The sequence below is a fragment of the Streptomyces sp. NPDC005492 genome (assembly GCF_040605995.1).
Classification (GTDB): Bacteria; Actinomycetota; Actinomycetes; order Streptomycetales; family Streptomycetaceae; genus Streptomyces.
This window is the reverse complement of the sequence record NZ_JBEXDX010000013.1, coordinates 113,879-138,478: the sequence shown is the minus strand read 5'-3', so window position 1 is coordinate 138,478 and position 24,600 is coordinate 113,879. Positions and strand designations below refer to the sequence as shown.

Sequence of the window (24,600 nt, the reverse complement as noted above, 5' to 3'; positions counted from 1 at the left end):
AGGGATAGAACATGAAGAAGCTGTGGGCGACCGCGGCTGTTGCCGCCTCCATCGCCGGTGTCTCCGCCGTCGCCACCCCGGCGATGGCGATCGGCAACGACGACGGCGTCACCACCGCCAACGGCAACGGCTCCGAGCAGAAGTACGGCAACCAGGAGACCAAGGGCGACATGAGCCCCCAGCTCTCCCTCGTCCAGGGCTCGCTGAACAAGCCCTGTGTCGGCCTGCCGGTCAAGGCCAACCTGGCCTCGCTCATCGGCCTGGTGCCGATCACCGTCCTCCAGGACGTGCCGATCCTCTCCGCGCCGCAGAACCAGCAGTGCACCGAGAACTCCACCCAGGCCAAGGGCGACGAGCCGCTGTCGCACATCCTGGACAACATCCCGGTCCTGTCGGGCAACGGCGCTGCGGGTAGCTGACCCCACCAGCACCACGAGAGCGGGCCGCCGAGGACTTCGGCGGCCCGCTCTCGCATGAGGTGGCGCTACTTCGCGTAGAGGGCCTCGATGTCGTCCGCGTAGGCCGCCGTCACCACATGCCGCTTGAGTTTCAGGGACGGGGTCAGCAGGCCGTTCTCCTCGGTGAACTCGCCCTCGACCAGGGCGAAGGCGCGGATCGACTCGGCTCGGGAGACCGCCTGGTTGGCGTGGTCGACGGCCCTCTGGACGTAGGCCCGCAGGCTCGGGTCCCGCACGAGGTCGGCGAGCGGGGTGTCCGCGGGGAGCCCCCGGACCGACAGCCAGTGGGCGAGAGCCTCGGGGTCGAGGGTGATCAGGGCGGCCACGAAGGGGAGGTTGTCGCCGACGACCAGGCACTGGCCGACCGGGGCGCGGCTGCGCAGCCGGTCCTCCAGGACCGCCGGGGAGACGTTCTTGCCGCCGTTGGTGACGAGGATGTCCTTCTTGCGGCCGGTGATGGTGAGATAGCCGTCCTCGTCGAGCGCGCCCAGGTCCCCCGTCGCGAACCACTCCTCCCGCAGTACGGCGTCGGTGGCCGCCGGGTTGTTCCAGTACGCGCCGAAGACCACCCCGCCCTTGACGAACACCTCGCCGTCGTCGGCGATACGGATCGCGGTGCCGGGCACCGGGAGGCCGACCGTGCCGGGGCGGGGCCTGAGCGGCGGGACGATGGTGGCGGCGGCGGTCGTCTCGGTGAGGCCGTAGCCCTCGTAGACGATGATCCCGGCGGCGGAGAAGAAGAGGTTGAGGTCGCGGTCGAGCGGGGAGCCGCCGCTGATGGCGTACCGCAGCCGGCCGCCGAGTTCCTTGCGGATACGGCGGTACACCAGCAGGTCGTACAGGGCCCACGCGGCGTAGAGGCCGGGGCCGGGGCCCTTGCCGGTGCCGAGGAACTTGTTGAGGTAGGCCTCGCCGAAGCGGACGGCGGTGCGGTCGGCGCGGTCGAAGGAGGCGGCGCGGCCGATCTTCTCGGCGGTCGCGCGGCCGGTGTCGTGGATCTTCTCGAAGAGGTAGGGCACGCCGACCAGGAAGGTGGGCCTGAACTCCCGTAGCGCGGGCCGGAGTTCGTCGGGCTTGATGCTCGGGCAGTGGCCGATCTCGATGCGGGCCATCAGGCAGGCGATCTGCAGGGTGCGGCCCATGATGTGCGCGAGCGGGAGGAAGAGGAGTGTCGAGGCGACCTGGCCGGTGACCTCGGTGAAGAGGGGGTGCAGCAACTCGACCGTGTTGGCCGCCTCCGCGTGCAGGTTGGCGTGGGTGAGGACGCAGCCCTTGGGGCGTCCGGTGGTGCCGGAGGTGTAGCAGATCGTCGCGATCGTGTCGGGGGTGAGGCAGGCGCGGCGCTTGGCGACCTCCTCGTCGGGGATGTCCGCGCCCAGGGCCCCGAGTTCGGCCATGGCTCCGGCGTCCAGCCGCCAGACGCGCGGGAGTTGGGGATGGCGGCCGGTGCCCTTGGCGACCGTGTCGGCGTCCTCGGCGGTCTCCGTGACGACGAGGCGGGCGCCCGAGTCCCGGACGATCCACTCCACTTGCTCGGCGGACGAGGTGGCGTAGATCGGTACGGTCTGGCCGCCGGCCGCCCAGATCGCGAAGTCCAGGACCGTCCACTCGTAGCGGGTACGGGACATGACCGCGACCCGGCCGCCCGGTTCGAGGCCCGCCGCCATCAACCCCTTTGCGGTGGCGGTGACTTCGCGGGCAAAGGCGGCCGCCGTCACGGGCTGCCAGGTGCCGTCCTGTTCGCGGCGGAGGACCACGGTGTCGGGGGCCTCGGCCGCGTTGGTGAACGGCAGGTCGGCGGTGCTGCCGGTGGTCGGACGCGGGGCGAGCGGCAGCGTGCTCGCCTCCCGTACGACGCCCCGCTCGTCCCTGGTGAGTTCGACCCGGGTGCGGGCCGCCAGGTCGGTGCGCTGCCGCGCCCGCTTCAGGTCCTTGCGTACGCCCATGACGACTGCTCCCGGTCGACGTCGACGGTGACGGTGACTGGGGCGTCAACTTACTCGCAAGTAGGGGAAGGTCAATGGGGTCGGCCGAGTCGGTTCCGGTTCGGTCGGACTCAGTTGGATTCAGTCGGGTTCAGTTCATACGGCTTGCCTCGTCGATCGCCTCGGCGAGTCGGCGTACGTCCTTGTCCTCGGTCCTGGTCGCCAACGCGTGGGCCTGGGTGGCCAGTTCGTCCAGTCCGGGTTCGCCGGGCAGGTCGGTCGAGCGGAGGGAGTCGGCGAAGTAGGCGGCCACCGCGGTGACTTGGAAGGTGTTCGGGGCGCCGCTCAGGGAGTCGTGCAGGGCGTCGGTCTCCAACTGGCCCGATTCCTCGTGCGGGGCGCGGGTGTCGGGGTCGAGCCAGCGGACGCTCGCGGTGGCGAGGTGGCCGTCGGCGCCGGGCCTGGTGCGGACGGCGTAGAGGGCGGTCACGGTGTGGCCGGGGCCGACCTCGCCGCCGTCGACCTTGTCGTCGCGGAAGTCGTCGTCGGCGACCTTGCGGTCCTCGTAGCCGATGAGGCGGAACCGCACGACCGTCTCGGGGTCGAAGGCGACCTGGGCCTTGGCGTCGCGGGCCGTGAGGTCGATGTTCTGCGGGAGTTGGTCGACGAACACCTTGCGGGCGTCGGCGTCGTTCGAGACGTACGCGGTGTGGCCGTCGCCCTTGTCGGCGAGTTGTTCCATCAGGGCGTCGCCGTAGTCGCTGCCGACGCCGACGCCGAAGAGGGTGATGCCGTGCTCGCGCCGTTCGTCCGCGATGCGTTCGAGGATCGAATCGGCGTTGGTGTCACCGGTGTTGGCGAGGCCGTCGGAGATGAGGACGACTCGGTTGGTGGCGCCCTCACGCAGGCCCTCGGTGGCGGTGGCGTAGCCGGTCTCGACGCCGGCGCCGAGGTTGGTCGAGGACTGGGTCTCCAGTTCGTCGATGGCCGTGTGGACCTTGCCGCGGTGGCCGTCGAGGCGGGTCATCGGCAGGACGGTCTCGGCCTCGTCGCTGAAGGTGACGAGCGCGACCGAGTCGTCGTCGCGCAGCCGGTCGGTCATCTCGTCGAGGGACTTCTTGGCGAGGTCCAGGCGGCCCGTCTCGGCCATGGAGCCGGAGACGTCGATGACGAACGTGAGGGCGGCGGGCGGGCGTTCGACGCTGTCCTCGGCGGTGCGGGTGGCGAGGCCGACGCGGACGAGGGACCAGTCGGTGTCGTCGGTGCGGGCGCCGTCGACGGTGACCGTGAAGCCGTTGCCGTCGGGGCGGTCGTAGTCCTGCCGGAAGCTGTTGACGAATTCCTCGGGGCGGATCGTCGACGGGTCGGGCATCCGGCCGTCGGCGAGGGCTCGGCGCGCGTAGCCGTAGGAGGCGGTGTCCACGTCGAGGGCGAAGGTGGAGAGGTAGTCGGGGGACGGGGCGATCTCGTCGGCGGAGCTGCCTTTCCGCTCCCCGTCCTGTTCTCCGCCGGAGGTGACGGCCGGGGCGGGGGCCGGGAAGCCGGTGCGGTTCGCCCCGTCCGAGCTGCTGGAGTGGCTGCCGCCGCCCGCGCCGCAGCCGGTGAGCAGCAGGCCGCCCGCGGCGGTGAGCGCGAGCAGGGCGGCACGCAGGCGGCGGGTGCGGTGGCGCGAGCGCGTCTCCCGCCACTCGCCCGGGTGTGTTCCGTGGGTTTCCATCTGCGGTGCCCCCTCGGTCCGTTGACGTCGGCTTCTGCGACTGTGACGGCGGAGGGGGCCGGAATGTGCGCTACGGGGAGTTGCGGAAGAGTCTCGAAGGTGTCGCGATCATGGCCGGTCGAGACCGGTGGGAGATCCTCCGGTGACCTAGGACACGATGTCCTTGCGGGCGAAACCCCGGAAGGCCAGGGCGAACAGCACCAGGGCGTAGGTAACGGAGACCGCTGTGCCCTGGATCATGCCGGACCACTCGGGATGGGGTTGTACGGCGTCCGCCCAGGCGAACTGCCAGTGCGCGGGCAGGAAGTCGCGCCAGTGGCCGAGGGCCGTGACGGCGTCCAGGACATTGCCGACGATGGTGAGGCCGACCGCGCCGCCGACCGCTCCCAGGGGCGCGTCGGTCTTGGTCGAGAGCCAGAACGCGAGCCCCGCGGTGACCAGTTGGGACACGAAGATGAACGCCACGACCACCAGCAGGCGTTGCGCCGCCGTGCCCGCGCCGATCGCTCCGCCGGTGGGCAGCTCCAGCGGGCCCCAGCCGTAGGCGGCGGTGCCGACGGCCAGGGCGACGAGCGGGAGCAGGACCATCGCGGCGAGGCTGAGCGTGAGTCCGACCACGAGCTTGGACCACAGGAGGCGGGCCCTCGGCACGGGTGCCGCCAGCAGGTAGCGCAGGGAGGACCAGCTCGCCTCGGAGGCGACCGTGTCCCCGCAGAACAGGGCGACCGGGACGACCAGGAGGAAGCCCGCCGACACGAACAGGTTCACCGCGGCGAAGTTGGCGCCGGACGAGGTGGCCGTGTCCATCAGCGTCACCTGGGAATTGCGGTCGCCCGGGGTGCCGCCGATCGCGAAGGCGGCCACCAGCACGAAGGGCAGCGCGGCGAGGATGCCGCCCATGATCAGCGTGCGGCGCCGCTTCAACTGCCGGACCAGCTCGACCCTCAGGGGCAGGGTGCGGCCGGCCCGGTAGCCGGAGGCCACCTCGACGGGCTCGGCGAGCGTGCTCATGCGGAACCTCCGATCAGGGTGAGGAAGGCGTCTTCCAGTCGGCGGTGGGGGCCGACCGAGGAGACGGGGACTTCGAGTCGTACGAGTTCCACGAGGAGCCGGGCGGCGGTGGCGGAGCCGTGGGTGGGGGGCGGGGACGCCGGGTCCTCTGCGGATGCCTCCGCGTCGAGCGCGGCGTCGGAGGGCTCGGCGAGCGCGATGCCGGACGCCTCGGTCGTGGCGGCGGCGACCGCACCGGTGTGCGTATTCGCCCCGTCCGCCAGGGAGTTGGCGGTCACCAACTCGTCGGCGGGAGCCAGCCTCAGCAGCAGGCCGCCCTCCGCGCGTGTCACCGACTCCACGTCCGGGAGGGCCGCGATCTTTTCCACCAGGGGGTCGGTGACGTCGGTCGCCAGGCCTACGAGGAGGGTGTCGCCGGAGCCGGTGATCTCGGCGACCGGGCCTGCCTGGACGAGGCGGCCGCGGTCCATGACCACGAGGTGGGTGCAGGACTGCTCGACCTCGGCGAGGAGGTGGCTGGAGACTATGACCGTGCGGCCGGCCGCCGCGTAGCGGATCATCACCTCGCGCATCTCGCGGATCTGGGGCGGGTCGAGGCCGTTGGTCGGTTCGTCGAGGATGAGGAGGTCGGGGAGGCCGAGCATGGCCTGGGCGATGGCGAGGCGCTGGCGCATGCCCTGGGAGTAGGTGCGGACCGCGCGGGCGAGCGCGTCGCCGAGGCCCGCGATCTCCAGGGCCTCCTCCAGGTGGGCGTCCTGCGGCGGCCGTCCCGTCGCCTGCCAGTACAGCTCCAGGTTCTCGCGGCCCGAGAGGTGCGGGAGGAAGCCCGCGCCCTCGACGAACGCGCCGACCCGGGACAGGACGGGCGCGCCCGGGCGGATCGCGTGGCCGAAGACCCTGGTCTCGCCGGCGTCCGGTGTGATCAGGCCCATCAGCATGCGCAGGGTGGTCGTCTTGCCCGCGCCGTTCGGACCCAGCAGGCCGAGCACCTGGCCCTTCTCGACGCGGAAGGACAGGTCCCGTACCGCGTACCGGTCCGCCGACTTCGCGTACCGCTTGCTCAAGTCGGTGATCTGGAGCGGGACTTCGGCCAGCCCGGGGTCGGGGGGTGTCGAGGCCGTACGCCTGCGGCCGGTCAGCAGCAGCACCAGGGCGAGGGCCGCGCCGGCCATCGGGAGCCACCACACCCAGGACGGCAGTGCCGCCGCCGCGGTGGTGACGCCGGCGGCCGTCGGCACCTTGAGGTCGCCCTTCAGGGTGACGGTGTACGTCGCCGGGGCCGCCGGGGAGGCGTAGCCGAGGTCCGTCGAGGCGAGGACCAGGCGGAGGTGGTGGCCGCTCTGGACGTCGTGGTCGATGGCCGGGAGGGTGATCGCGACGTCCTTGCCGGCCTGGGCGCCGTCGACCCTGAGGGGGGTCACGAGCTGGGAGGGGAGCACCTGTTGGGTGCCGCCCGGGCCGACGTCGTAGACCTTGGCGAAGAGGACGGCGGTGGTGTCGGTCGACTTGACGTGGACGGTGACCGTCGGCGATCCCGTGATGCGGAGGTCTCTGGTGAGGGGGGCCGAGTTGAAGGCCGCGTACTGGCCGGGGAAGTCCAGGGAGACGCCGACGCCCAGCGCGGACAGTTGGGACAGGCCGCCGCTGCCGCCGAGGCCCGGCAGGGCGGAGATCGCTGGCGGGCTGGCCCCGGCCGGGTTGACGAAGCTCTGCTCGCGGCGGCCGGTCAGGGCGATCGAGCGCGGGTCGCTCTCCAGGCCGGGGTAGACGCTGCCGCTGGCGCCGCGCAGCAGGGCCGCGCCGTCCGTGGAGTCGACGCCTCCGGTGCGGGTGACGCGGAAGGCGGGGCCGGTGTCGGTGTTCTCGTCGTCCTTCAGGTACCGGTCGAACCACGAGGTCACGCGCGCCTGTACGCGGCTCGTCTCCATGTCGCCGCCGTCATGGCCGCCCGCGATCCAGTCGACGTCCACCGGGGCGCCGTTCGCCCGGATCGCCTTCGCGGCCGCGTCGGCCTGGCCGAGCGGGAAGAGGGAGTCGGTCTGGCCCTGGAGGAGCAGTGTCGGCACGTTGATGTGCGCGGCGACGGCCGAGGGGGAGCGGGCCTCCAGGAGGGCGCGGGCTGCCGCGTCCGGCTTGCCGGACTCGGCGACCCGGTCGTACATCGCGCACAACTGGGGCTCGAACTTGGCGCAGCCGCCACCGGAGTTGATGAAGATGCCGGTCCAGAGCTTCTTGAAGACGCCGTTCGGGAACAGCGCGTCGGCGAGGTTCCAGTACGTGATCGCCGGGGCGATGGCGTCCACCCGGCCGTCGTACCCGGCGGCCAGCAGGGAGATCGCTCCGCCGTAGGAGGCGCCCGCCACTCCCACGCGCGGGTCGCCCGGTTTGTCGAGCTGGACGTCCGGCTGCTTCGCCAGCCAGTCGATCAGCTTCGATACGTCCTTGACCTCGCCGGACGGGTCGTTCAGCCCGATCTTGCCGGTGGACTTCCCGAAGCCGCGCGCCGACCAGGTCAGCACCGCGTATCCGTCCCGGGCCAGGTCCTGGGCCTCTTTGCGGACGTCGGCCTTGCTGCCGCCGAAGCCGTGCGCCAGGAGGACGGCGGGGCGGCGGCCGGTGGTGCCGGAGGTGAAGTACGAGGTGTCGAGGCGCACTCCGTCCACGGCCATGACCCGGTCGGCGCGGTGCACCTTCGGTGTGTTGTCGGAGGCCACGGCCGCCGTCCAGGTGCCGGCGCCGGCGAGCACGGCTACGGCGGCCGTGGCGGCCAGCCATCGCCGGGGGCGTCGCAGCGGCAGTCGAAGATCCATGCGTTCAACGGTACGGGGCGTCGCTGACAGTTGGGGCAGACCCTGGGGTGAACCGGAGTTCCATCACGTACCGCGTCTGGTGTACGGCCAGTAGCTCGGAGGATTGGAGGCCTCGGCCCTCCGGGGCCTTGGCCTCCTCCAGGCCCTAGTTCTCCTCCGGGATCGAGACCAGCCAGCGCGTCTCCCTGTGCGGGCGCAGGTAGAACGCCCAGTAGAGGGTGGCCACGGCGACGATGCCACCCGTCCACAGCAGATAGCTCGTCTCCTGCTGGGTGAGGATGTACGCCAGGACGGCGATCAGCAGGATCGGCACCGCGGGCCACAGCGGCATGCGCCACGCGTGCGTGTGCCGGTGGTTTCCGCGCCGGGACAGCAGGGCGGCGACCGCGACCAGCAGGTACATGCCGGTCACCGAGACGCCTGTCACGCCGTACAGGGTGTCGAGGTTGACGAAGCAGAGGATCGCGCCGGGGACGCCGACGGCGAGGGTGGCGACCCAGGGGGAGCCGAAGCGGCCGAGCTTGGAGAAGACGGTGTTGACCGGCTCGGGCCAGGCCTTGTCGCGGGCGGAGGCGAACAGGACGCGGGAGTTCTGGATGACCATGACGATGCCGGCGTTGATGATCGCGAGGGCCACGCAGAGGCTGACGAAGGTGCCGACGGCGGAGTTGGACCAGGCGGTGACCATGCTGCTGATGTCGCCGCCGGTCAGCTCGGAGAGGTCGGACGCGCCCAGGGTGATCGCGACCACCGGGACCAGGATGATCACCGTGGAGATCGCGAGGGTGGCGAGGACCGTGCGGGCCACGTTGCGGCGCGGGTTCTCCAGTTCCTCGGAGAGATAGACCGCCGTCGAGAAGCCCTGGGTGACGAAGAGGGCGATCGCCAGGCCGGAGACGACCAGCATCGCCGTCACCGTGTCCGTGTGGCCGCCGGTGCCTGCGACCTGCATCGAGGTGAGGCTGCCGAGGCCGCGGTGGCTGTGCGTGAAGCCCAGGAGGGCCACGACTCCGGCCGCGATGACTTCGAGGACCAGGAAGACGCCGGTGATCCAGGCGTTGGCGCGCAGGTCCAGCAGGCCCGCGAGGGTGGCCAGGAGCATGACGCCCGCGCCGGTCATCGCCGGGTCGAGGTGGACGATCGGGGCGAGGTAGTCCGCGGTGCCCATCGCGATCACCGGCGGGACGATCATCACGACGAGGAGGGAGAGGACGAAGACGAGCCAGCCCGCGAGCCGGCCCGCCAGCGTCGACACCATGGCGTACTCGCCGCCCGCGCTGGGGATGAGGGTGCCCAGCTCCGAGTAGCAGAACGCCACGGCGATACAGAGGACGGAGCCGATCGCGATGGTGAGGGCGGTCGCGGTACCGAGCGAGCCGAACAGGTCGGGGACGACCACGAAGAGCGTGGAGGCGGGCGTCACGCACGAGAGCGTGAGAAGCGTGCCACCGACGATGCCGATGGAACGCTTGAGCTGCTGCGGGCCCTGGGGGCTGCCCGACGCCTCGGCGACGGCGGCCTCGGCGGTGGGGAGGGTGTCGGTCACGGGGCTGATGGAACAGTGACGGAAACCGTCACGTCAATGGGTGTTCACCTACGGAATCCGTAGATCGGATAGGTCAAGTAGGGCGCAATCGGTAGTTCGAGGCAGTGCGGGCCACGGTCCCGCTCCCTGCGGGAACCGCAGTCGGCGGGACGAAAAAAGTGGGGCCGTCCGCGATACGGACGGCCCCACCAGGTGCTGCGGATGACGCTCAGTGGTTGCGCGGGAATCCGAGGTCGACGCCGGTGGGGGCGTCGGCGGGGTCGGGCCAGCGGGTGGTGACGACCTTGCCGCGGGTGTAGAAGTGCGTGCCGTCGTTGCCGTAGATGTGGTGGTCGCCGAAGAGCGAGTCCTTCCAGCCACCGAAGGAGTGGTAGCCGACCGGGACCGGGATCGGCACGTTCACACCGACCATGCCCGCCTCGACCTCCATCTGGTAGCGGCGGGCCGCGCCGCCGTCCCGGGTGAAGATCGCGGTGCCGTTGCCGAACGGCGAGGCGTTGATCAGGGCCACGCCCTCGTCGTAGGTGTCCACCCGCAGCACGCACAGGACGGGGCCGAAGATCTCGTCCTGGTAGGCCTTCGCCGTGGTGGGCACCTTGTCGAGCAGGGAGATGCCGATCCAGTGGCCGTCCTCGAAGCCCTCCACGGTGTGGCCGGTGCCGTCCAGGACGACCTCGCAGCCCTCGGCCGCCGCGCCGGTGACGTAGGAGGCCACCTTGTCGCGGTGCACCTTCGTGATCAGCGGGCCCATCTCCGAGGTCGGGTCGTTGCCGGGACCGATCTTGATCTTCTCGGCGCGCTCGCGGATCTTCGCGACCAGCTCGTCGCCGATCGCACCGACCGCGACGACCGCCGAGATGGCCATGCAGCGCTCACCCGCCGACCCGTAGGCCGCGCTGACGGCGGCGTCGGCGGCCGCGTCCAGGTCCGCGTCCGGGAGGACCAGCATGTGGTTCTTGGCACCGCCCAGCGCCTGCACGCGCTTGTGGTTCGCGGAGGCGGTGGTGTGGATGTAGCGGGCGATCGGGGTGGATCCGACGAAGGAGACGGCCTTGACGTCCGGGTGTTCCAGGAGCCGGTCCACGGCCACCTTGTCACCGTGCACGACGTTGAACACACCGTCCGGCAGGCCGGCTTCCGCCAGCAGTTCGGCGATCTTCAACGACGCCGACGGGTCCTTCTCCGACGGCTTCAGCACGAACGTGTTGCCGGTCGCGATGGCGATCGGGAACATCCACATCGGCACCATCGCCGGGAAGTTGAACGGCGTGATGCCGGCCACGACACCCAGCGGCTGGCGGATGGAGGAGACGTCCACGCGGGACGCGACCTCGGTCGACAGTTCGCCCTTGAGCTGCACGCTGATCCCGCACGCCAGGTCGACGATCTCCAGACCGCGCGCGACCTCACCCAGCGCATCGGAGTGCACCTTGCCGTGCTCGGCGGTGATCAGCTCGGCGATCGCATCCCGGTTGGCGTCCAGGAGCGCACGGAACTTGAAGAGGATCGTCGTCCGCTTGGCGAGGGACGAGGTGCCCCAGGTCGCGTAGGCGTCCTTGGCCGCGGCGACCGCCGCGTCGACCTCGTCGACCGACGCGAAGGCGACCTTCGTGGTGACCGCGCCGGTCGCCGGGTCGGTGACCGGCCCGTAGTTGCCCGAGGCGCCTTCGACGGTCTTGCCGCCGATCCAGTGGTTGACGATCTTCGTCATGCCCAGATACTCCTTCACAGATGGCGGCGTCGGGTGGAGACGTGCCGTTCGTACAGCTCACGTGCCTTGACCGCCGACGATCGGGTCGCGGTCGCGGCCACAGGTACATCCCACCAGGCCTGCGCCGGGGGCGCGCCCGACACTGTGTCTGCGGTTTCGGTCTCCACGTAGACACATGTGGGAGTGTCGGCGTCCCGTGCCGCCGCGAGCGCCTCGCGCAGGTCACTGACCGTCTTGGCGCGCAGGACGCGCATACCTAGGCTGGCCGCGTTGGCGGCGAGGTCGACGGGCAGCGGGCGGCCGGTGTAGGTGCCGTCGTCGGCCTGGTGGCGGTAGGCGGTACCGAAGCGCTCGCCGCCCACCGACTCCGACAGACCGCCTATGGACGCGTACCCGTGGTTCTGTATCAGCACCACCTTGATCGCGATGCCCTCCTGGACGGCGGTCACGATCTCCGTCGGCATCATGAGGTACGTGCCGTCGCCGACCAGCGCCCACACGGGCCGGTCCGGGGCGGCCAGCTTCACGCCGATCGCGGCCGGGATCTCGTAGCCCATGCAGGAGTAGCCGTACTCCAGGTGGTACTGGTCGACCGACCGGGTTCGCCACAGCTTGTGCAGATCGCCGGGGAGCGAACCGGCCGCGTTGATGAGGATGTCCGACTCGTCGACGATCTCGTCCAGCGCGCCCAGCACTTGGGGCTGCGTCGGTCGTACGTCGGGCTCATCGGCCTCGTAGCAGGCGTCGACGCGCTGCTCCCAACGCTCCTTGTCCTCGCGGTACTCGGCGATGTACGAGGGCGTGACCCGGTACTCGTGCGGGCCCAACTCCCGTGCCAGCGCGGTCAGTCCGCTGCGGGCGTCCGCGATCAGCGGCTGACCGGCGAGCTTGTGGCCGTCGTAGGCGGCGATGTTGAGGTTGAGGAAGCGGACGCCGGGGCGTTCGAAGAGGGTGCCGGAGGCGGTGGTGAAGTCGGTGTAGCGGGTGCCGACGCCGATCACCAGGTCGGCCAGCCGGGCGAGTTCGTCGGCGGTGGCGGTGCCGGTGTGGCCGATGCCGCCGACGTCCTGCGGATGGTCATGGCGCAGGGAGCCCTTGCCGGCCTGCGTGGAGGCGACCGGGATGCCGGTGGCGGCGGCCAGTTCGGCGAGGGCGGCCTCGGCGCGGCTGTGGTGGACTCCGCCGCCCGCGACGATCAGCGGGCGCTCGGCGGCCCGAATCACCCTTACGGCTTCGGCGAGTTCGGCCGGGTCTGCGCCCGGTCGCCGTACGGCCCAGGTGCGTTCGGCGAAGAACTCGTCCGGCCAGTCGTACGCCTCGGCCTGCACGTCCTGCGGGAGCGCGAGGGTCACGGCGCCGGTCTCGACGGGGTCGGTGAGCACCCGCATGGCGTTCAGGGCGGCGGGGATCAGCGCCTCGGGCCGCGTGATCCGGTCGAAGTACTTCGACACCGGGCGCAGACAGTCGTTGACCGACACATCGCCCGCGTACGGGACTTCGAGCTGCTGGAGCACCGGGTCGGCGGGGCGGGTGGCGAAGGTGTCGCCGGGGAGGAGCAGCACCGGGAGGTGGTTGATCGTGGCGAGCGCGGCACCGGTGACGAGGTTGGTCGCACCCGGACCGATCGAGGTCGTGACGGCGTGCGCGGACAGCCGGTTCGACTGCCGCGCGTAGCCGACCGCCGCGTGCACCATGGACTGTTCGTTACGGCCCTGGTGGTAGGGCATGCCGTCGGCGTACTCGATGAGCGCCTGGCCGAGCCCGGCCACGTTGCCATGGCCGAAGATGCCCCAGGTCGCCTCGATCAACCGCCGCCGCACGCCGTCCCGTTCGGTGTACTGCGCGGACAGGAACCGTACGAGCGCCTGCGCGACCGTCAGCCTCGTCGTTGAGGTCATCGGTAACCCTCTGTGCTTTCTACGTGGTCCGTGAGGACGTCGGATCCGCCCTCATGGGAGGGGAATACGCGCCGACGGCCGGAACCGTTCGGGACCCCTCGGGTGCCGCTGCCGTGCTGTTCCACCGGAACCTCCGGCGCGGGGCCGTAGCGAGCGGGGAGTCGTCGCTCGCACTTCGCTCCTGCCAGGGCGAAGCGGCCTCCCGCGCCGGAGGCGATCTGAGCCCGGGCGTCACGGGGTGCGTGCGCGAGGCCGGTGGCCTCGGCGAACACACTTTCCTTGCCCGGGAGTTGGAACTCTTCGTCCGCAATTCGCACGGTACATCCACCGCCGAGCACAAGCACGGCGGTCGTCATCAGTCGGCCCTCACAGCAGGCCTACGGCGGTGTCGACGGCGGCGGCCACATCTCCGTCCGGCGGGTAGAGCAGCGAGCGGCCGACCACCAGGCCCCGGACGGTGGGGAGTTGGAGGGCGCCGCGCCACTTCTCGTAGGCGCCGTCCTGGTCGTCGCCGACCTCGCCGCCGAGAAGGACCGCCGGGAGCGTGGAGGTCTCCATGACCTGGGCCATGTCGTCCGGGTTCTCGGTGACGGGCAGCTTCAGCCAGGTGTAGGCCGAAGTGCCGCCCAGGCCGGACGCGATGGCGATCGACTTGGTGACGGCCTCGGCGGACAGATCGTTCCTCAGCTTCCCCTCGTCGGTGCGGCGGCTGATGAACGGCTCGACGAACAGCGGGAGTCGGCGGGCCGCCATGTCGTCGATCGCACGGGCGGTGGACTCCAGGGTGGTGAGGGAGCCCGGGTCGTCGTAGTCGACGCGCAGCAGCAGTTTGCCCGCGTCGAAGCGGAGCCGCTCGATGTCCTGGGCGCGGTGGCCGGTGAAGCGGTCGTCGAGTTCGAAGCGGGCGCCCTGGAGGCCACCGCGGTTCATCGAGCCCATGACGACCTTGCCGTCGAGGGCGCCGAGGAGGAGCAGGTCGTCCAGGATGTCGGCGGTGGCGAGGACGCCGTCGACACCGGGCCGGGACAGCGCGAGGCAGAGGCGTTCAAGCAGTTCGGCGCGGTTGGCCATGGCGAACCTGCGGTCGCCGACGCCGAGCGCCCCGCGGGCCGGGTGGTCGGCGGCGACGATCATCAGTCGGCCGGCCTCGTTGAGCAGCGGCCGACGGACCCGTCGGGCGGCGGCCTCGGCGATCGCCTCGGGGTGCCGGGTGCGGACCCGGACGAGCTCGGAGATGTCGACGCGGGGGCCGGTGCCGCCCTCGTGACCGGAGGGGCCCGGCAGACCGACGAGGCCGTCCCCGCCCTCGTGTTCGTGCTCGTGCTCGGCGCCCGCCACGCGGCCGGCCCTCACAGCACCGCTCCGGCTGCGATCGCGTCCTCGACCTCGGTGGCCGTGGGCATCGCGGAGGAGCACTCCAGGCGCGAGGCGACGATCGCCCCGGCCGCGTTGGCGTGCCGCATGATCTTCTCCAGGTCCCAGCCGGCCAGCAGACCGTGGCAGAGGGAGCCGCCGAAGGCGTCACCGGCGCCGAGTCCGTTGAGGACGTTCACGGGCAGCGGGGGCACCTCGGCCGACTCGCCGTCCCGGTTGACCGCGAGGACACCCTTGGGGCCCTGCTTGACGACGGCGAGTTCGACACCGGCGTCCAGCAACGCGCGGGCGGCGGCGTGCGGTTCGCGTACACCGGTGGCCACCTCGACCTCGTCGAGGTTGCCGACGGCAACGGTGGTGTGCCGCAGAGCCTCTTCGTAGAACGGGCGGGCCGCACTCGGATCGGCCCAGAACATCGGCCGCCAGTCGAGGTCGAAGACCGTCGTACCGGACTTGGCGCGGTGCGCGAGGGCCGCGAGCGTGGCCGTACGGCTGGGCTCCTCGCTCAGGCCGGTGCCGGTGATCCAGAAGATACGGGCCTCGTGGATCGCGTCCAGGTCGAGGTCGTGGGCGTCGATCTCCAGGTCCGGGGCCTTGGGCTGCCGGTAGAAGTACAGCGGGAAGTCGTCCGGCGGGAAGACCTCGCAGAAGGTGACCGGGGTCGGCAGTCCGGCGACCGGGGTGACCCAGCGGTCGTCGACGCCGAAGTCGCGCAGCGCCTCGTGCAGATAGGTGCCGAAGGGGTCGTCGCCGGTGCGCGTGATCACCGCCGTCTCGCGGCCCAGCCGGGCGGCGGCGACCGCGACGTTCGTCGCCGAGCCGCCGAGGAACTTCCCGAAGGTCGTCACCTGGGGCAGCGGCACGCCCGTCTGCAGCGGATAGAGGTCCACCCCTATCCGCCCCATGGTGATCAGGTCGTACGCCATCGGCTTCCCTTCGCGCCCGCGCGTCCGGGATCCCTGGGGCCCGGACGCGAAGCGGCTTCGTTTCGGCTCTCTCCGGTTTGTAGCCCTGCCCCCCGAGCCCTGTCAATGTTTTGTCCAGACATACGGACCAGACCTGGACACCTTCACGGTAAGGGCTTGCTCTCCGACGGGTCCGGATCGTCACGGCCCCACACCTCTATCGGGGCGCTACGACCCGTAGGACGATGGCCGGATGTCTGCTTCCGTGCGCGTCCGTAGCGGAGACGGGCCCGGCGGGTCCTGGGAGACCGTGCTCGGGTCGCCCCATCCCCGGCTGCGGCCCGGGGTGATCAGTTATCGCGGGATGCGGCTCGCCCTGGCGCGGCCCCGGGCCCGGCTGGAGGCGCCCATCGGGGCGGCGACGCTGCTGCTCGGGTTCGAGGGGTCCGTGCGGATCTCGCGGGTGGGGCGGGCGCCGGCGACCTTGGGGTCGGTGTTCTGCGGGCCTACGACCACCGCGGCGCTCGGTGAGCACAGCGGGCGGCTCGCGGCGGTCGAGGTGCTGCTGACGCCGTGGGCCGCGTTCACGCTGTTCGGTACGGCTCAGCACGAGCTGGCCGACCGGGTGGTGGACCCCGACGAACTGCCCCACGAACTCGACCGCCGCTGGGCCGGCATCGGTGAACTGGCCGCCGGGCTCGCCGCGTTGCCCACCTGGGCCGCCCGATTCGCCCTGCTGGACGATGTGTTCACCCGGTGGTCAGCGGCCGGGGTGCCGAGTTCGGCGCGGGTGGTGCGGGCCTGGTCGGAGCTGGTGCGGACCTGGGGCGCGACGCCGGTGCCCCGGCTGGCCGAGGAAGTGGGCTGGAGCGTACGGCAGTTGGAGAACCGCTTCCGGGAACAGATCGGGCTCGGCCCCAAGGTCGCGGCACGGGTGCTGAGGTTGCAGCGGGCCCGGCGGCTCCTCGCCTCCGGCCGGAGTCAGGCGGAGACGGCGGCGGTCTGCGGTTTCTACGACCAGGCGCATCTCAGCGGCGAGTTCAAGGCGATGACCGGGTGTACGCCGGGGCAGTTCACGGTGGCCAGGGTGGCTCCGCCGGGGGCGCGGAGCGGGATGCCGGCCGGGGACCGGATGACGGGCGAGGCGACGAGTCTGCTGCTCGCTCCCGGTCGCGGTGCGGATTTCTCCAAGACCCGCCGGGCGCGCTGATGCAGGCTGATCACCTGGCCCGGTGATCCCTGGGGATGCGCAGGCCTCCGGTGGGTCGTCGGGCCCGGGGGATGCGGGGAGCCGGTGGGCCGGGCCCGACGCAGCGGGTCCGGCCCACCATGCTGCGCACCCCACTTCGCGTGCGATGTCAACGCGCCGCGCCCGTACGCCAGCGTGCGCCTTTGCGTCACTTGTGTCACAAAAGCCCCCTCCGTGTCACACATGTCGCGTGTACGCGGGTCTTGCGTCACACCCGGTCCACAGCCGCTTCCCGATCCTCACTCTGTGTCGTTGACCGGGCAATGGCTCTGTGATCGCCAGCGCAGCGCACGGCTCCCCCGACGGCCGCCCCCGGCCGCCGCCGCGGCGCGCGCGGGGAGGTGCACTCATGACCGACCGACGGCTCTGGTCGTACAAGGAAATCGCGGCCCACATCAAGGTCCAGCCCGACACTGTCCGTTCCTACCGCAAGCACGGCCTGCTCCCCCCACCCGACCACGTGGAGAGCGGCAAGCCGTACTGGTACGCCGACACGGTCCGAGCGTGGGTCGCCTCCCGGCCGGGCAACCGGGGCCGTAGGGACGACTGAGCCGAGGGGGCGGAGACGCGGTGCCGGGGGTCCGGGGCCGCGTCGGTCGCTCGGGGCGCGGGTCAATTCGGTTGCCGGTAGTTGGGGGTCTACGGCCACACCCACCGGGCCCGGCGGGTGCGTCAGAAGGTCGGGGTCAGCTCCACGGCTCGATGACCGTCACCCCCGCTCCCGGCGCCGTCCCCATCGCGGCCAGGGCCGTCGGGGTCGCGTCCAGGGTGATCGTCGAGGTGGCGAGGAGGTCGGGGCGGAGTACTCCGGCGCGGACCAGTTCCAGCATGGGTGGGTAGGTGTGGGCCGCCATGCCGTGGCTGCCGAGGAGGTCCAGTTCCAGGGCGAGCGCGCGGGCCATGGGGACCGGGGTCGTGCCGGAGGGGGACGGGAGGAGGCCCACCTGGATGTGGCGGCCCCGGCGGCGGAGGCCGTTGATCGAGGCGGCGCAGGTCGTCGGTGAGCCCAGGGCGTCCAGGGACATGTGGGCGCCGCCGCCCGTCAGTTCGCGTACCGTCTGCGCCGTGTCCGGGACGGTCGCGCCGTTCACGCACTCCGCCGCCCCGAACTTCCGTGCCAGGTCCAGTGCTTGGGGCGAGACGTCGACGGCGACGACCCGGGCTCCCGAGGCCGCCGCGATCATCACCGCAGACAGACCGACTCCCCCGCAGCCGTGCACCGCGACCCACTCCCCCGCCGCGACCCGGCCCCGCTGCACCACCGCGCGGAACGCCGTGGCGAACCGGCAGCCGAGCGAGGCCGCCGTCGCGAAGGACATCTCCTGCGGTATCGCGACCAGGTTCACGTCGGCGTGGTCCAGCGCCACGTACTGGGCGAAGGAACCCCAGTGCGTGAAGCCGGGTTGGGTCTGCCGCTCGCACACCTGCTGGTCCCCGGCCGCGCAGGCCGCGCAGGTTCCGCAGGCGCACACGAACGGTACGGTGACGCGGTCGCCGGGGTGCCATCCCGTCACCCCGGCGCCCACCGCCTCCACGACACCGGCGAGTTCATGTCCCGGCACGTGGGGCAGCGTGATGTCGGGGTCGTGCCCCTGCCAGCCGTGCCAGTCACTGCGACAGAGGCCGGTGGCTTCGACGCGTACGACCACTCCGTGGGGGGCGGGTCGGGGGTCGGACACCTCACGGACCTCGGCCGGGTCACCGAACTGCTCGAAGACCACCGCTCGCATGTGTGCTCCCATCGTCGTCGCGGTCTGCGGGTCCATCGTGACCTCTCCCGCCCCTCACCAGGACTCGGCCACCTCCACCGACACCTGCCCCCCCACATCGTGGTGATGGCGACGACCCGGGAGAACCACGGGGGACGCGGGCGCAGCGCCCACCACACCGCGCCCGCTAAGGAGCAATGCCATGGCGATCAGCAAGGCGCGCGCGGATCGCTTGACGATCACCTGTCCGTCGCCCGCCCAGCCGAGTACGTCGGGGCCGACGACGATGCCCAGCAGGATCTCGAAGACGACCAGGGGGACCGGGAGCCACCGGCCGATCCCGTAGGCCAGCAGGGGTGCCAGTACGGCGACGGCCATGATCAGGACGAGCGCCCCGGACTGCGACATGAGGCGTATCTACCATAAAGTGCCGGTAAATCTGCCCTGTAGGAGTACGAGGGGATTCGCCGTGACCTACTCTCCGCCGCCCGGCGCGCCCCGGGCCCGTATCCCCGGGCCGCAGCAGCCGCCGCCGACGTACCCCCAGATCCGTACCGGCCGGTGGAAGCACTGTCTGGGCGGCGGTCTTGCGCTGTGGGGGCTGACCGCGCTGGTCACGTACGCGACGCGGAACACCACACTGCTGCCGACGCTGATCCTGCTCGGCAGTTTCCTGGTCCCGGTGACCTTCGTGCTGTGGGCGTACGAGCGGCACGGGCGCGATCTGGGCGTCAGCGTGATCCTCGGCTGCTTCCTGACCGGCGGCACGCTCGGGGTGCTGGGCGCCTCGGTGATGGAGTACTACCTGCTGCATCCCTCGCTGTGGATGTTCGTCGGCGTCGGTCTCATCGAAGAGGCCGTGAAGCTCGGGGCGCTGATGTTCGTGCTGCGCCGGCAGCCCCGGCTGCACGGGATCCGCGCCGGTCTGGTGCTCGGCGCGACGGTCGGCTTCGGTTTCGCGGCGCTGGAGAGCGCGGGGTACGCGTTCAACGCGGCCGTCTCCGCGAAGGGCATCGATCTGCGGGCGCTGCTGGAGACGGAGATCCTGCGCGGGGTCCTCGCACCCTTCGGGCACGGCCTGTGGACGGCGCTCGCGGGTGCCGTCCTGCTCTCCTACCGGCAGTTGAATGGACGCTTCCGCTTCACCGGCCCGGTCGTCGGCACCTATCTCGGCGTCTCGCTGCTGCACACCCTGTGGGACTCGACGCACGGCATCGCGATCTGGCTGGTGGCACGGCTGTCGAGCACGGGCCTGGACCGGCGGCTGTTCGCCCAGGGGTACATCCCGCGGCCGACCGACCAGCAGGAGCATCTCTTCACGATGTTCTCGGTGGGCGGCCTGGTGCTCGTGGCCCTGCTCGGCGTCGCCTGGGTGCGGTCGCTGGCCCGCCGCGACCCCTCTTGGAGAAATACCCCCTAGGGGTATAGTGTGGAGTACCGGGTGAGCCACTGTGGGCCACTCCGACCCCAATCGCCCCACACGCCTTTCCGAGGAGAACGACATGACCTCCCAGACCGACACTCAGGGTTCCGTCACCACCGTCTACAAGGTGAGCGGGATGAGCTGCGGACACTGCGAGGGCTCCGTCTCCGGCGAGATCTCCGCACTGCCCGGTGTCAGCTCGGTGAAGGCCGTCGCATCGACCGGCGAGGTCACCGTCGTATCCGCCGCCCCGCTCGACGACGAGGCGGTCCGCGCGGCCGTCGACGAGGCCGGCTTCGAGCTCGTAGCCCAGGCCTGAGCGGTACCAGTCAGCATTCGTACGACGCTTCTGTTTCCGACCGGGCCGTACCGACCAGCTCATACTGGCTCCGCACTGCCCGGTCCGATGTCTGGAGTCCGGACATGACCAGCACCACCGCAGAAACCTCTACGAGCCCGATAGCCGCGGCCCCCGAAGCGGCCGAGGTCGAGCTGCTCATCGGCGGGATGACCTGCGCCTCCTGCGCGGCCCGCGTCGAGAAGAAGCTCAACCGCATGGACGGCGTCAGCGCCACGGTCAACTACGCGACCGAGAAGGCGAAGGTCAGCTATCCGGCGGGCATCGTCCAGGTCGCCGACCTCATCGCGACCGTGGTGAAGACCGGGTACACCGCCGAGGAACCCGCACCGCCGGAACCCGAGACACAGACGGCCCCCGTCGACGATCCCGAACTCGCCTCCCTGCGTGAGCGGTTGACCGTCTCCGCCCTCCTTGCCCTGCCTGTCGTGCTGCTGTCGATGGTCCCGGTCCTCCAGTTCGACAACTGGCAGTGGCTCGCGCTCACGCTCGCCGCGCCCGTCGTCGTCTGGGGCGGACTCCCCTTCCACCAGGCCGCGTTCACCAACGCCCGGCACGGCGCCGCCACCATGGACACCCTCGTCTCCGTCGGCACGCTGGCCGCGTTCGGCTGGTCGCTGTGGGCGCTGTTCTGGGGCGACGCGGGCATGACCGGCATGCACGACGAGTTCCGCCTCACCGTCTCGCGCACGGACGGCGCCTCGACGATCTACCTCGAAGTGGCCGCCGGAGTCGTCGCGTTGATCCTGCTGGGCCGCTTTCTGGAGGCCCGCTCCAAGCGCCGCGCGGGAGCGGCCCTGCGCGCGCTCATGGAGTTGGGCGCCAAGGATGTCGCGGTACTGCGGGACGGGCGTGAAGTACGTGTCCCGGTGGCCGAGTTGGCGGTCGGAGACCGGTTCGTCGTACGGCCCGGAGAGAAGATCGCGACCGACGGCACCGTCGTCGAGGGCGTCTCGGCGGTCGACGCGTCGATGCTGACCGGCGAGTCGGTGCCGGTGGACGTGGCACCGGGTGACACCGTCACCGGCGCGACCGTGAACGCCGGCGGGCGGCTCGTCGTAGCGGCGAGCCGGGTCGGCTCCGACACCCAACTCGCGCGGATGGCGCGGCTGGTGGAGGACGCGCAGAACGGCAAGGCCGAGGTGCAGCGGCTCGCGGACCGGATCTCCGGGGTCTTCGTGCCGGTGGTGCTGCTGATCGCGCTCGCCACCTTCGGGGTGTGGCTCGCGGTCACCGGCGACACGGCCGCCGCGTTCACCGCGGCCGTCGCCGTGCTGATCATCGCCTGCCCGTGCGCGCTGGGCCTGGCCACCCCGACCGCCCTCATGGTCGGCACCGGCCGCGGCGCCCAGCTCGGCATCCTCATCAAGGGCCCCGAGGTCCTGGAGTCCACCCGCCGCGTCGACACCGTCGTCCTCGACAAGACCGGCACGATCACCACCGGCCGCATGACCCTCCAGGAGGTCCACGTCGCCGAGGGCACCGACGAGCGGGAGCTGCTGCGGCTCGCGGGCGCCCTGGAGCACGCCTCCGAGCACCCCGTCGCCCGGGCCGTGGCGGCGGGCGCCGAACGGCGCGTCGGCGCGCTCCCCGAGGTCGAGCACTTCGAGAACGTGCCGGGGCGTGGCGTACGGGGGCGGGTGGAAGGCCGCGAGGTGGCCGTAGGACGCCTCTTCGACGCCCTTCCGGAGGAGTTGGCGCGCGCCAGGTCCGAGGCCGAGAGCGGCGGTCGTACGGCCGTGGTGGTCGGCTGGGACGGAGTGGCGCGCGGAGTCGTCGCGGTCGCCGACGCGATCAAGGAGACCAGCGCCGAGGCCGTACGGGAGCTGCGCGCGCTCGGGCTCACGCCGGTACTGCTGACCGGCGACAACCGCGCGGTCGCGGAGGCCGTGGCGGCGGCCGTCGGCATCGACCAGGTCATCGCCGAGGTGCTGCCCGAGGACAAGGTCGACGTCGTACGGCGGTTGCGGGGCGAGGGGCGGACCGTCGCCATGGTGGGCGACGGGGTCAACGACGCCGCCGCGCTCGCCACCGCGGACCTGGGTCTCGCGATGGGCACCGGGACGGACGCGGCGATCGAGGCGAGCGATCTGACGCTGGTGCGCGGGGACCTGCGGGTGGCCGCGGACGCGATCCGGCTGTCCCGCAGGACGCTCGGCACCATCAAGGGCAACCTCGTATGGGCCTTCGGATACAACGTGGCGGCGCTTCCGCTGGCCGCCGCGGGCATGCTGAATCCCATGATCGCGGGGGCCGCGATGGCCTTCTCCTCGGTCTTCGTGATCTCCAACAGCCTGCGACTTCGGACATTTCGCTGAAGACCCGCAAAGTTACCGGGAGTTACGGGAACCTGAAGCAAGAGTCCCCCTAGAGACAGAAGACGGCCTCACATAAGCTCTTCACAAGGCTCGCGCATCATCCTTACGCTGGGGTCCCGACCACGACATCGGGGCTCTTGCGCACCTAAAGGACATTTGCAAGAGACGCAGATCACAGTGATGTGAACGTAACCATCGAAGGGGTTCGAAGGTCTAAGTTGACGATGTCAGGAAGCGTCTTGGGGGGCGCGACCTGGCATCTGGGGATGTCTTGGGGGACTTCCTCAGAGATGCGTTGCCGGGACACGTACAACCGGGGAGCTTTGAGCGGCCCTCCCGACGTGCGATGTCCCGGCCAACCGCACACATCACCGGCACTACCCAGTAGTACGAGGAGTTTTGCTCGTTCTGCTCAACGAAGCTCAGCTGAATCGAGCTTCGGCACGACAGCGATTCAGGCGCTGGTTCTCTCAGACGCCCGGCCGGATCCCGTGGGGGGAATCCGCACCGGGACATGGGAAGGCGCCCTGTACGCCGGCCCGTGGGGGGACCGTCGGCAGGGCGCCTTCTTCCCCTCTTTTTCAAGGCTCGGTTCGCCTCCGGGGCGCAGAAGTCTGTGTCGAGAGCCCGATCGTGCTCGACCCTTCGGGCCTCCGCGCTCCCCCACTCTCGGCTTCGCTCGAGCGGGAGGGGCCCCATGGGCTCTCGACACAGACGCGCCCCTTCGGCTCACTCGCCGCGTGAGGCGAGGGAGCCGAAAGGGCGCCGTGGTGCAGTGGTCCGGTGTTGTCGGGGTCAGCGACCCTCGACCGGCACGAAGTCGCGCTCGACCACGCCCGTGTAGATCTGGCGCGGGCGGCCGATGCGGGAGCCGGGCTCCTTGATCATTTCGTGCCACTGGGCGATCCAGCCCGGGAGGCGGCCCAGGGCGAACAGGACCGTGAACATCTCGGTCGGGAAGCCCATGGCCCGGTAGATCAGGCCGGTGTAGAAGTCGACGTTCGGGTAGAGGTTGCGCGAGACGAAGTAGTCGTCGGACAGCGCGTGCTCTTCGAGCTTGAGCGCGATGTCCAGCAGCTCGTCGGACTTGCCGAGGGCCGAGAGGACGTCGTGCGCGGCAGCCTTGATGATCTTGGCGCGCGGGTCGAAGGACTTGTACACCCGGTGGCCGAAGCCCATCAGGCGGACGCCGTCCTCCTTGTTCTTCACCTTGCGGATGAAGGAGTCGACATCGCCGCCGTTGGCCTGGATGCCTTCCAGCATCTCCAGGACCGACTGGTTGGCGCCGCCGTGCAGCGGGCCCCACAGCGCGTTGATGCCGGCCGAGATCGAGGCGAACATGTTGGCCTGCGAGGAGCCGACCAGGCGGACCGTGGAGGTCGAGCAGTTCTGCTCGTGGTCCGCGTGCAGGATCAGCAGCTTGTCCAGGGCGGAGACGACGACCGGGTCGAGGTCGTACTCCTGCGCCGGGACGGAGAAGGTCATGCGCAGGAAGTTCTCGACGTAGCCGAGGTCGTTGCGCGGGTAGACGAAGGGGTGGCCGATCGACTTCTTGTACGCGTACGCCGCGATCGTCGGAAGCTTGGCGAGCAGCCGGATCGTGGAGAGGTTGCGCTGCTTCTCGTCGAACGGGTTGTGGCTGTCCTGGTAGAAGGTGGACAGCGCCGAGACGACCGACGACAGCATCGCCATCGGGTGGGCGTCGCGCGGGAAGCCCTTGTAGAAGTTCTTGACGTCCTCGTGCAGCAGGGTGTGCTGCGTGATGTCGTTCTTGAACACGGTGAGCTCGTCGACGGTCGGCAGCTCGCCGTTGATCAGCAGGTAGGCGACCTCCACGAACGTGGAGCGCTCGGCCAGCTGCTCGATCGGGTAGCCGCGGTACCGGAGGATGCCCTGCTCACCGTCGAGGTAGGTGATGGCGGATTTATAGGCGGCGGTGTTCCCATAACCGCTGTCCAGCGTCACCAGACCGGTCTGGGCACGGAGCTTCCCGATGTCGAAGCCCTTGTCGCCGACGGTGCTGTCGATCACCGGGTAGGTGTACTCGCCGTCGCCGTACCGCAGTACTACAGAGTTGTCGCTCACGTCATCCCTCACCGACGTTGTGCCTCTTCTTCGAGGTTGCCCTGACTGTCTCTACCATCCCCCATTTGGCGCAGGAGAGTGCACTCGGGGTCGACCATTGGGC

At 70.7% G+C, this 24,600-nt stretch carries 17 protein-coding genes and 2 pseudogenes; 6 read left to right on the top strand and 13 right to left on the bottom strand.

Going from position 1 to position 24,600, the window contains the following annotated elements:
• Nucleotides 1-11: 11 nt before the first annotated feature.
• Nucleotides 12-419, top strand: coding sequence for a rodlin (locus tag ABZT04_RS19965; RefSeq protein WP_356057990.1), 408 nt, complete (start codon nt 12-14; stop codon nt 417-419).
• Between the two features lie 65 nt (nt 420-484).
• On the opposite strand, the gene ABZT04_RS19960 is transcribed toward ABZT04_RS19965, so the two are convergent.
• The 10 genes and pseudogenes from ABZT04_RS19960 to iolC form a co-directional block, all read right to left on the bottom strand.
• A complete protein-coding gene (locus tag ABZT04_RS19960; protein WP_356057989.1) occupies nt 485-2,404 on the bottom strand; it encodes an AMP-dependent synthetase/ligase in 1,920 nt (639 codons plus the stop codon).
• A 130-nt stretch (nt 2,405-2,534) separates the two neighbouring features.
• Nucleotides 2,535-4,100, bottom strand: coding sequence for a von Willebrand factor type A domain-containing protein (locus ABZT04_RS19955; protein WP_356057988.1), 1,566 nt, complete (start codon nt 4,098-4,100; stop codon nt 2,535-2,537).
• A 147-nt stretch (nt 4,101-4,247) separates the two neighbouring features.
• A complete protein-coding gene (locus tag ABZT04_RS19950) occupies nt 4,248-5,111 on the bottom strand; it encodes an ABC transporter permease (protein WP_356057987.1) in 864 nt (287 codons plus the stop codon).
• Nucleotides 5,108-7,921 (bottom strand): CocE/NonD family hydrolase, encoded by a 2,814-nt coding sequence (locus ABZT04_RS19945; RefSeq protein ID WP_356057985.1) that lies wholly within the window; start codon nt 7,919-7,921, stop codon nt 5,108-5,110. The genes ABZT04_RS19950 and ABZT04_RS19945 overlap by 4 nt, the downstream gene beginning before the upstream one ends.
• 145 nt (nt 7,922-8,066) lie before the next feature.
• The gene (locus ABZT04_RS19940) at nt 8,067-9,467 is read right to left on the bottom strand and encodes an APC family permease (RefSeq protein WP_356057984.1); all 1,401 of its coding nucleotides are present in this window, start codon (nt 9,465-9,467) and stop codon (nt 8,067-8,069) included.
• 208 nt (nt 9,468-9,675) lie between these two features.
• Nucleotides 9,676-11,178, bottom strand: coding sequence for a CoA-acylating methylmalonate-semialdehyde dehydrogenase (gene mmsA / locus ABZT04_RS19935; protein WP_356057983.1), 1,503 nt, complete (start codon nt 11,176-11,178; stop codon nt 9,676-9,678).
• A 14-nt stretch (nt 11,179-11,192) separates the two neighbouring features.
• Nucleotides 11,193-13,076, bottom strand: coding sequence for a 3D-(3,5/4)-trihydroxycyclohexane-1,2-dione acylhydrolase (decyclizing) (gene iolD, locus ABZT04_RS19930; protein WP_356057982.1), 1,884 nt, complete (start codon nt 13,074-13,076; stop codon nt 11,193-11,195).
• A 26-nt stretch (nt 13,077-13,102) separates the two neighbouring features.
• Nucleotides 13,103-13,420: pseudogene (locus tag ABZT04_RS19925) on the bottom strand (5-deoxy-glucuronate isomerase); the annotation flags it as partial.
• A gap of 22 nt (nt 13,421-13,442) precedes the next feature.
• Nucleotides 13,443-14,360 (bottom strand): deoxyribose-phosphate aldolase, encoded by a 918-nt coding sequence (locus ABZT04_RS19920; protein ID WP_356058087.1) that lies wholly within the window; start codon nt 14,358-14,360, stop codon nt 13,443-13,445.
• Nucleotides 14,361-14,425: 65 nt separating this feature from the next.
• On the bottom strand, nt 14,426-15,376 hold the full coding sequence (gene iolC, locus ABZT04_RS19915) for a 5-dehydro-2-deoxygluconokinase (protein ID WP_356057981.1): 951 nt from the start codon (nt 15,374-15,376) through the stop codon (nt 14,426-14,428).
• A 343-nt stretch (nt 15,377-15,719) separates the two neighbouring features.
• On the opposite strand from iolC, the gene ABZT04_RS19910 reads away from it, so the two are divergent.
• Nucleotides 15,720-16,565, top strand: a complete 846-nt coding sequence (locus ABZT04_RS19910) for a helix-turn-helix domain-containing protein (RefSeq protein ID WP_356058086.1) — start codon at nt 15,720-15,722, stop codon at nt 16,563-16,565.
• A 388-nt stretch (nt 16,566-16,953) separates the two neighbouring features.
• Nucleotides 16,954-17,154 carry a MerR family transcriptional regulator gene (locus ABZT04_RS19905; protein ID WP_356057979.1) on the top strand — a complete coding sequence of 67 codons (201 nt, stop codon included), beginning with the start codon at nt 16,954-16,956 and terminating at the stop codon, nt 17,152-17,154.
• A 136-nt stretch (nt 17,155-17,290) separates the two neighbouring features.
• Here ABZT04_RS19905 and ABZT04_RS19900 read toward each other — a convergent pair whose 3' ends face one another.
• Complete coding sequence (locus ABZT04_RS19900) at nt 17,291-18,334, bottom strand: zinc-dependent alcohol dehydrogenase family protein (protein WP_356058085.1); 1,044 nt, start codon at nt 18,332-18,334, stop codon at nt 17,291-17,293.
• Nucleotides 18,335-18,496: 162 nt separating this feature from the next.
• Nucleotides 18,497-18,721: pseudogene (locus ABZT04_RS19895) on the bottom strand (cation:proton antiporter); the annotation flags it as partial.
• A gap of 61 nt (nt 18,722-18,782) precedes the next feature.
• On the opposite strand from ABZT04_RS19895, the gene ABZT04_RS19890 reads away from it, so the two are divergent.
• The 3 genes from ABZT04_RS19890 to ABZT04_RS19880 all read left to right on the top strand — a co-directional run bounded on the left by ABZT04_RS19890 (nt 18,783) and on the right by ABZT04_RS19880 (nt 22,412).
• Nucleotides 18,783-19,733, top strand: a complete 951-nt coding sequence (locus ABZT04_RS19890; protein WP_356057977.1) for a PrsW family intramembrane metalloprotease — start codon at nt 18,783-18,785, stop codon at nt 19,731-19,733.
• 82 nt (nt 19,734-19,815) lie between these two features.
• Nucleotides 19,816-20,055 carry a heavy-metal-associated domain-containing protein gene (locus ABZT04_RS19885; protein WP_355920966.1) on the top strand — a complete coding sequence of 80 codons (240 nt, stop codon included), beginning with the start codon at nt 19,816-19,818 and terminating at the stop codon, nt 20,053-20,055.
• Between the two features lie 104 nt (nt 20,056-20,159).
• The gene (locus ABZT04_RS19880; RefSeq protein WP_356057976.1) at nt 20,160-22,412 is read left to right on the top strand and encodes a heavy metal translocating P-type ATPase; all 2,253 of its coding nucleotides are present in this window, start codon (nt 20,160-20,162) and stop codon (nt 22,410-22,412) included.
• A 795-nt stretch (nt 22,413-23,207) separates the two neighbouring features.
• On the opposite strand, the gene ABZT04_RS19875 is transcribed toward ABZT04_RS19880, so the two are convergent.
• Complete coding sequence (locus tag ABZT04_RS19875) at nt 23,208-24,497, bottom strand: citrate synthase (protein ID WP_033287238.1); 1,290 nt, start codon at nt 24,495-24,497, stop codon at nt 23,208-23,210.
• Nucleotides 24,498-24,600: the final 103 nt, after the last annotated feature.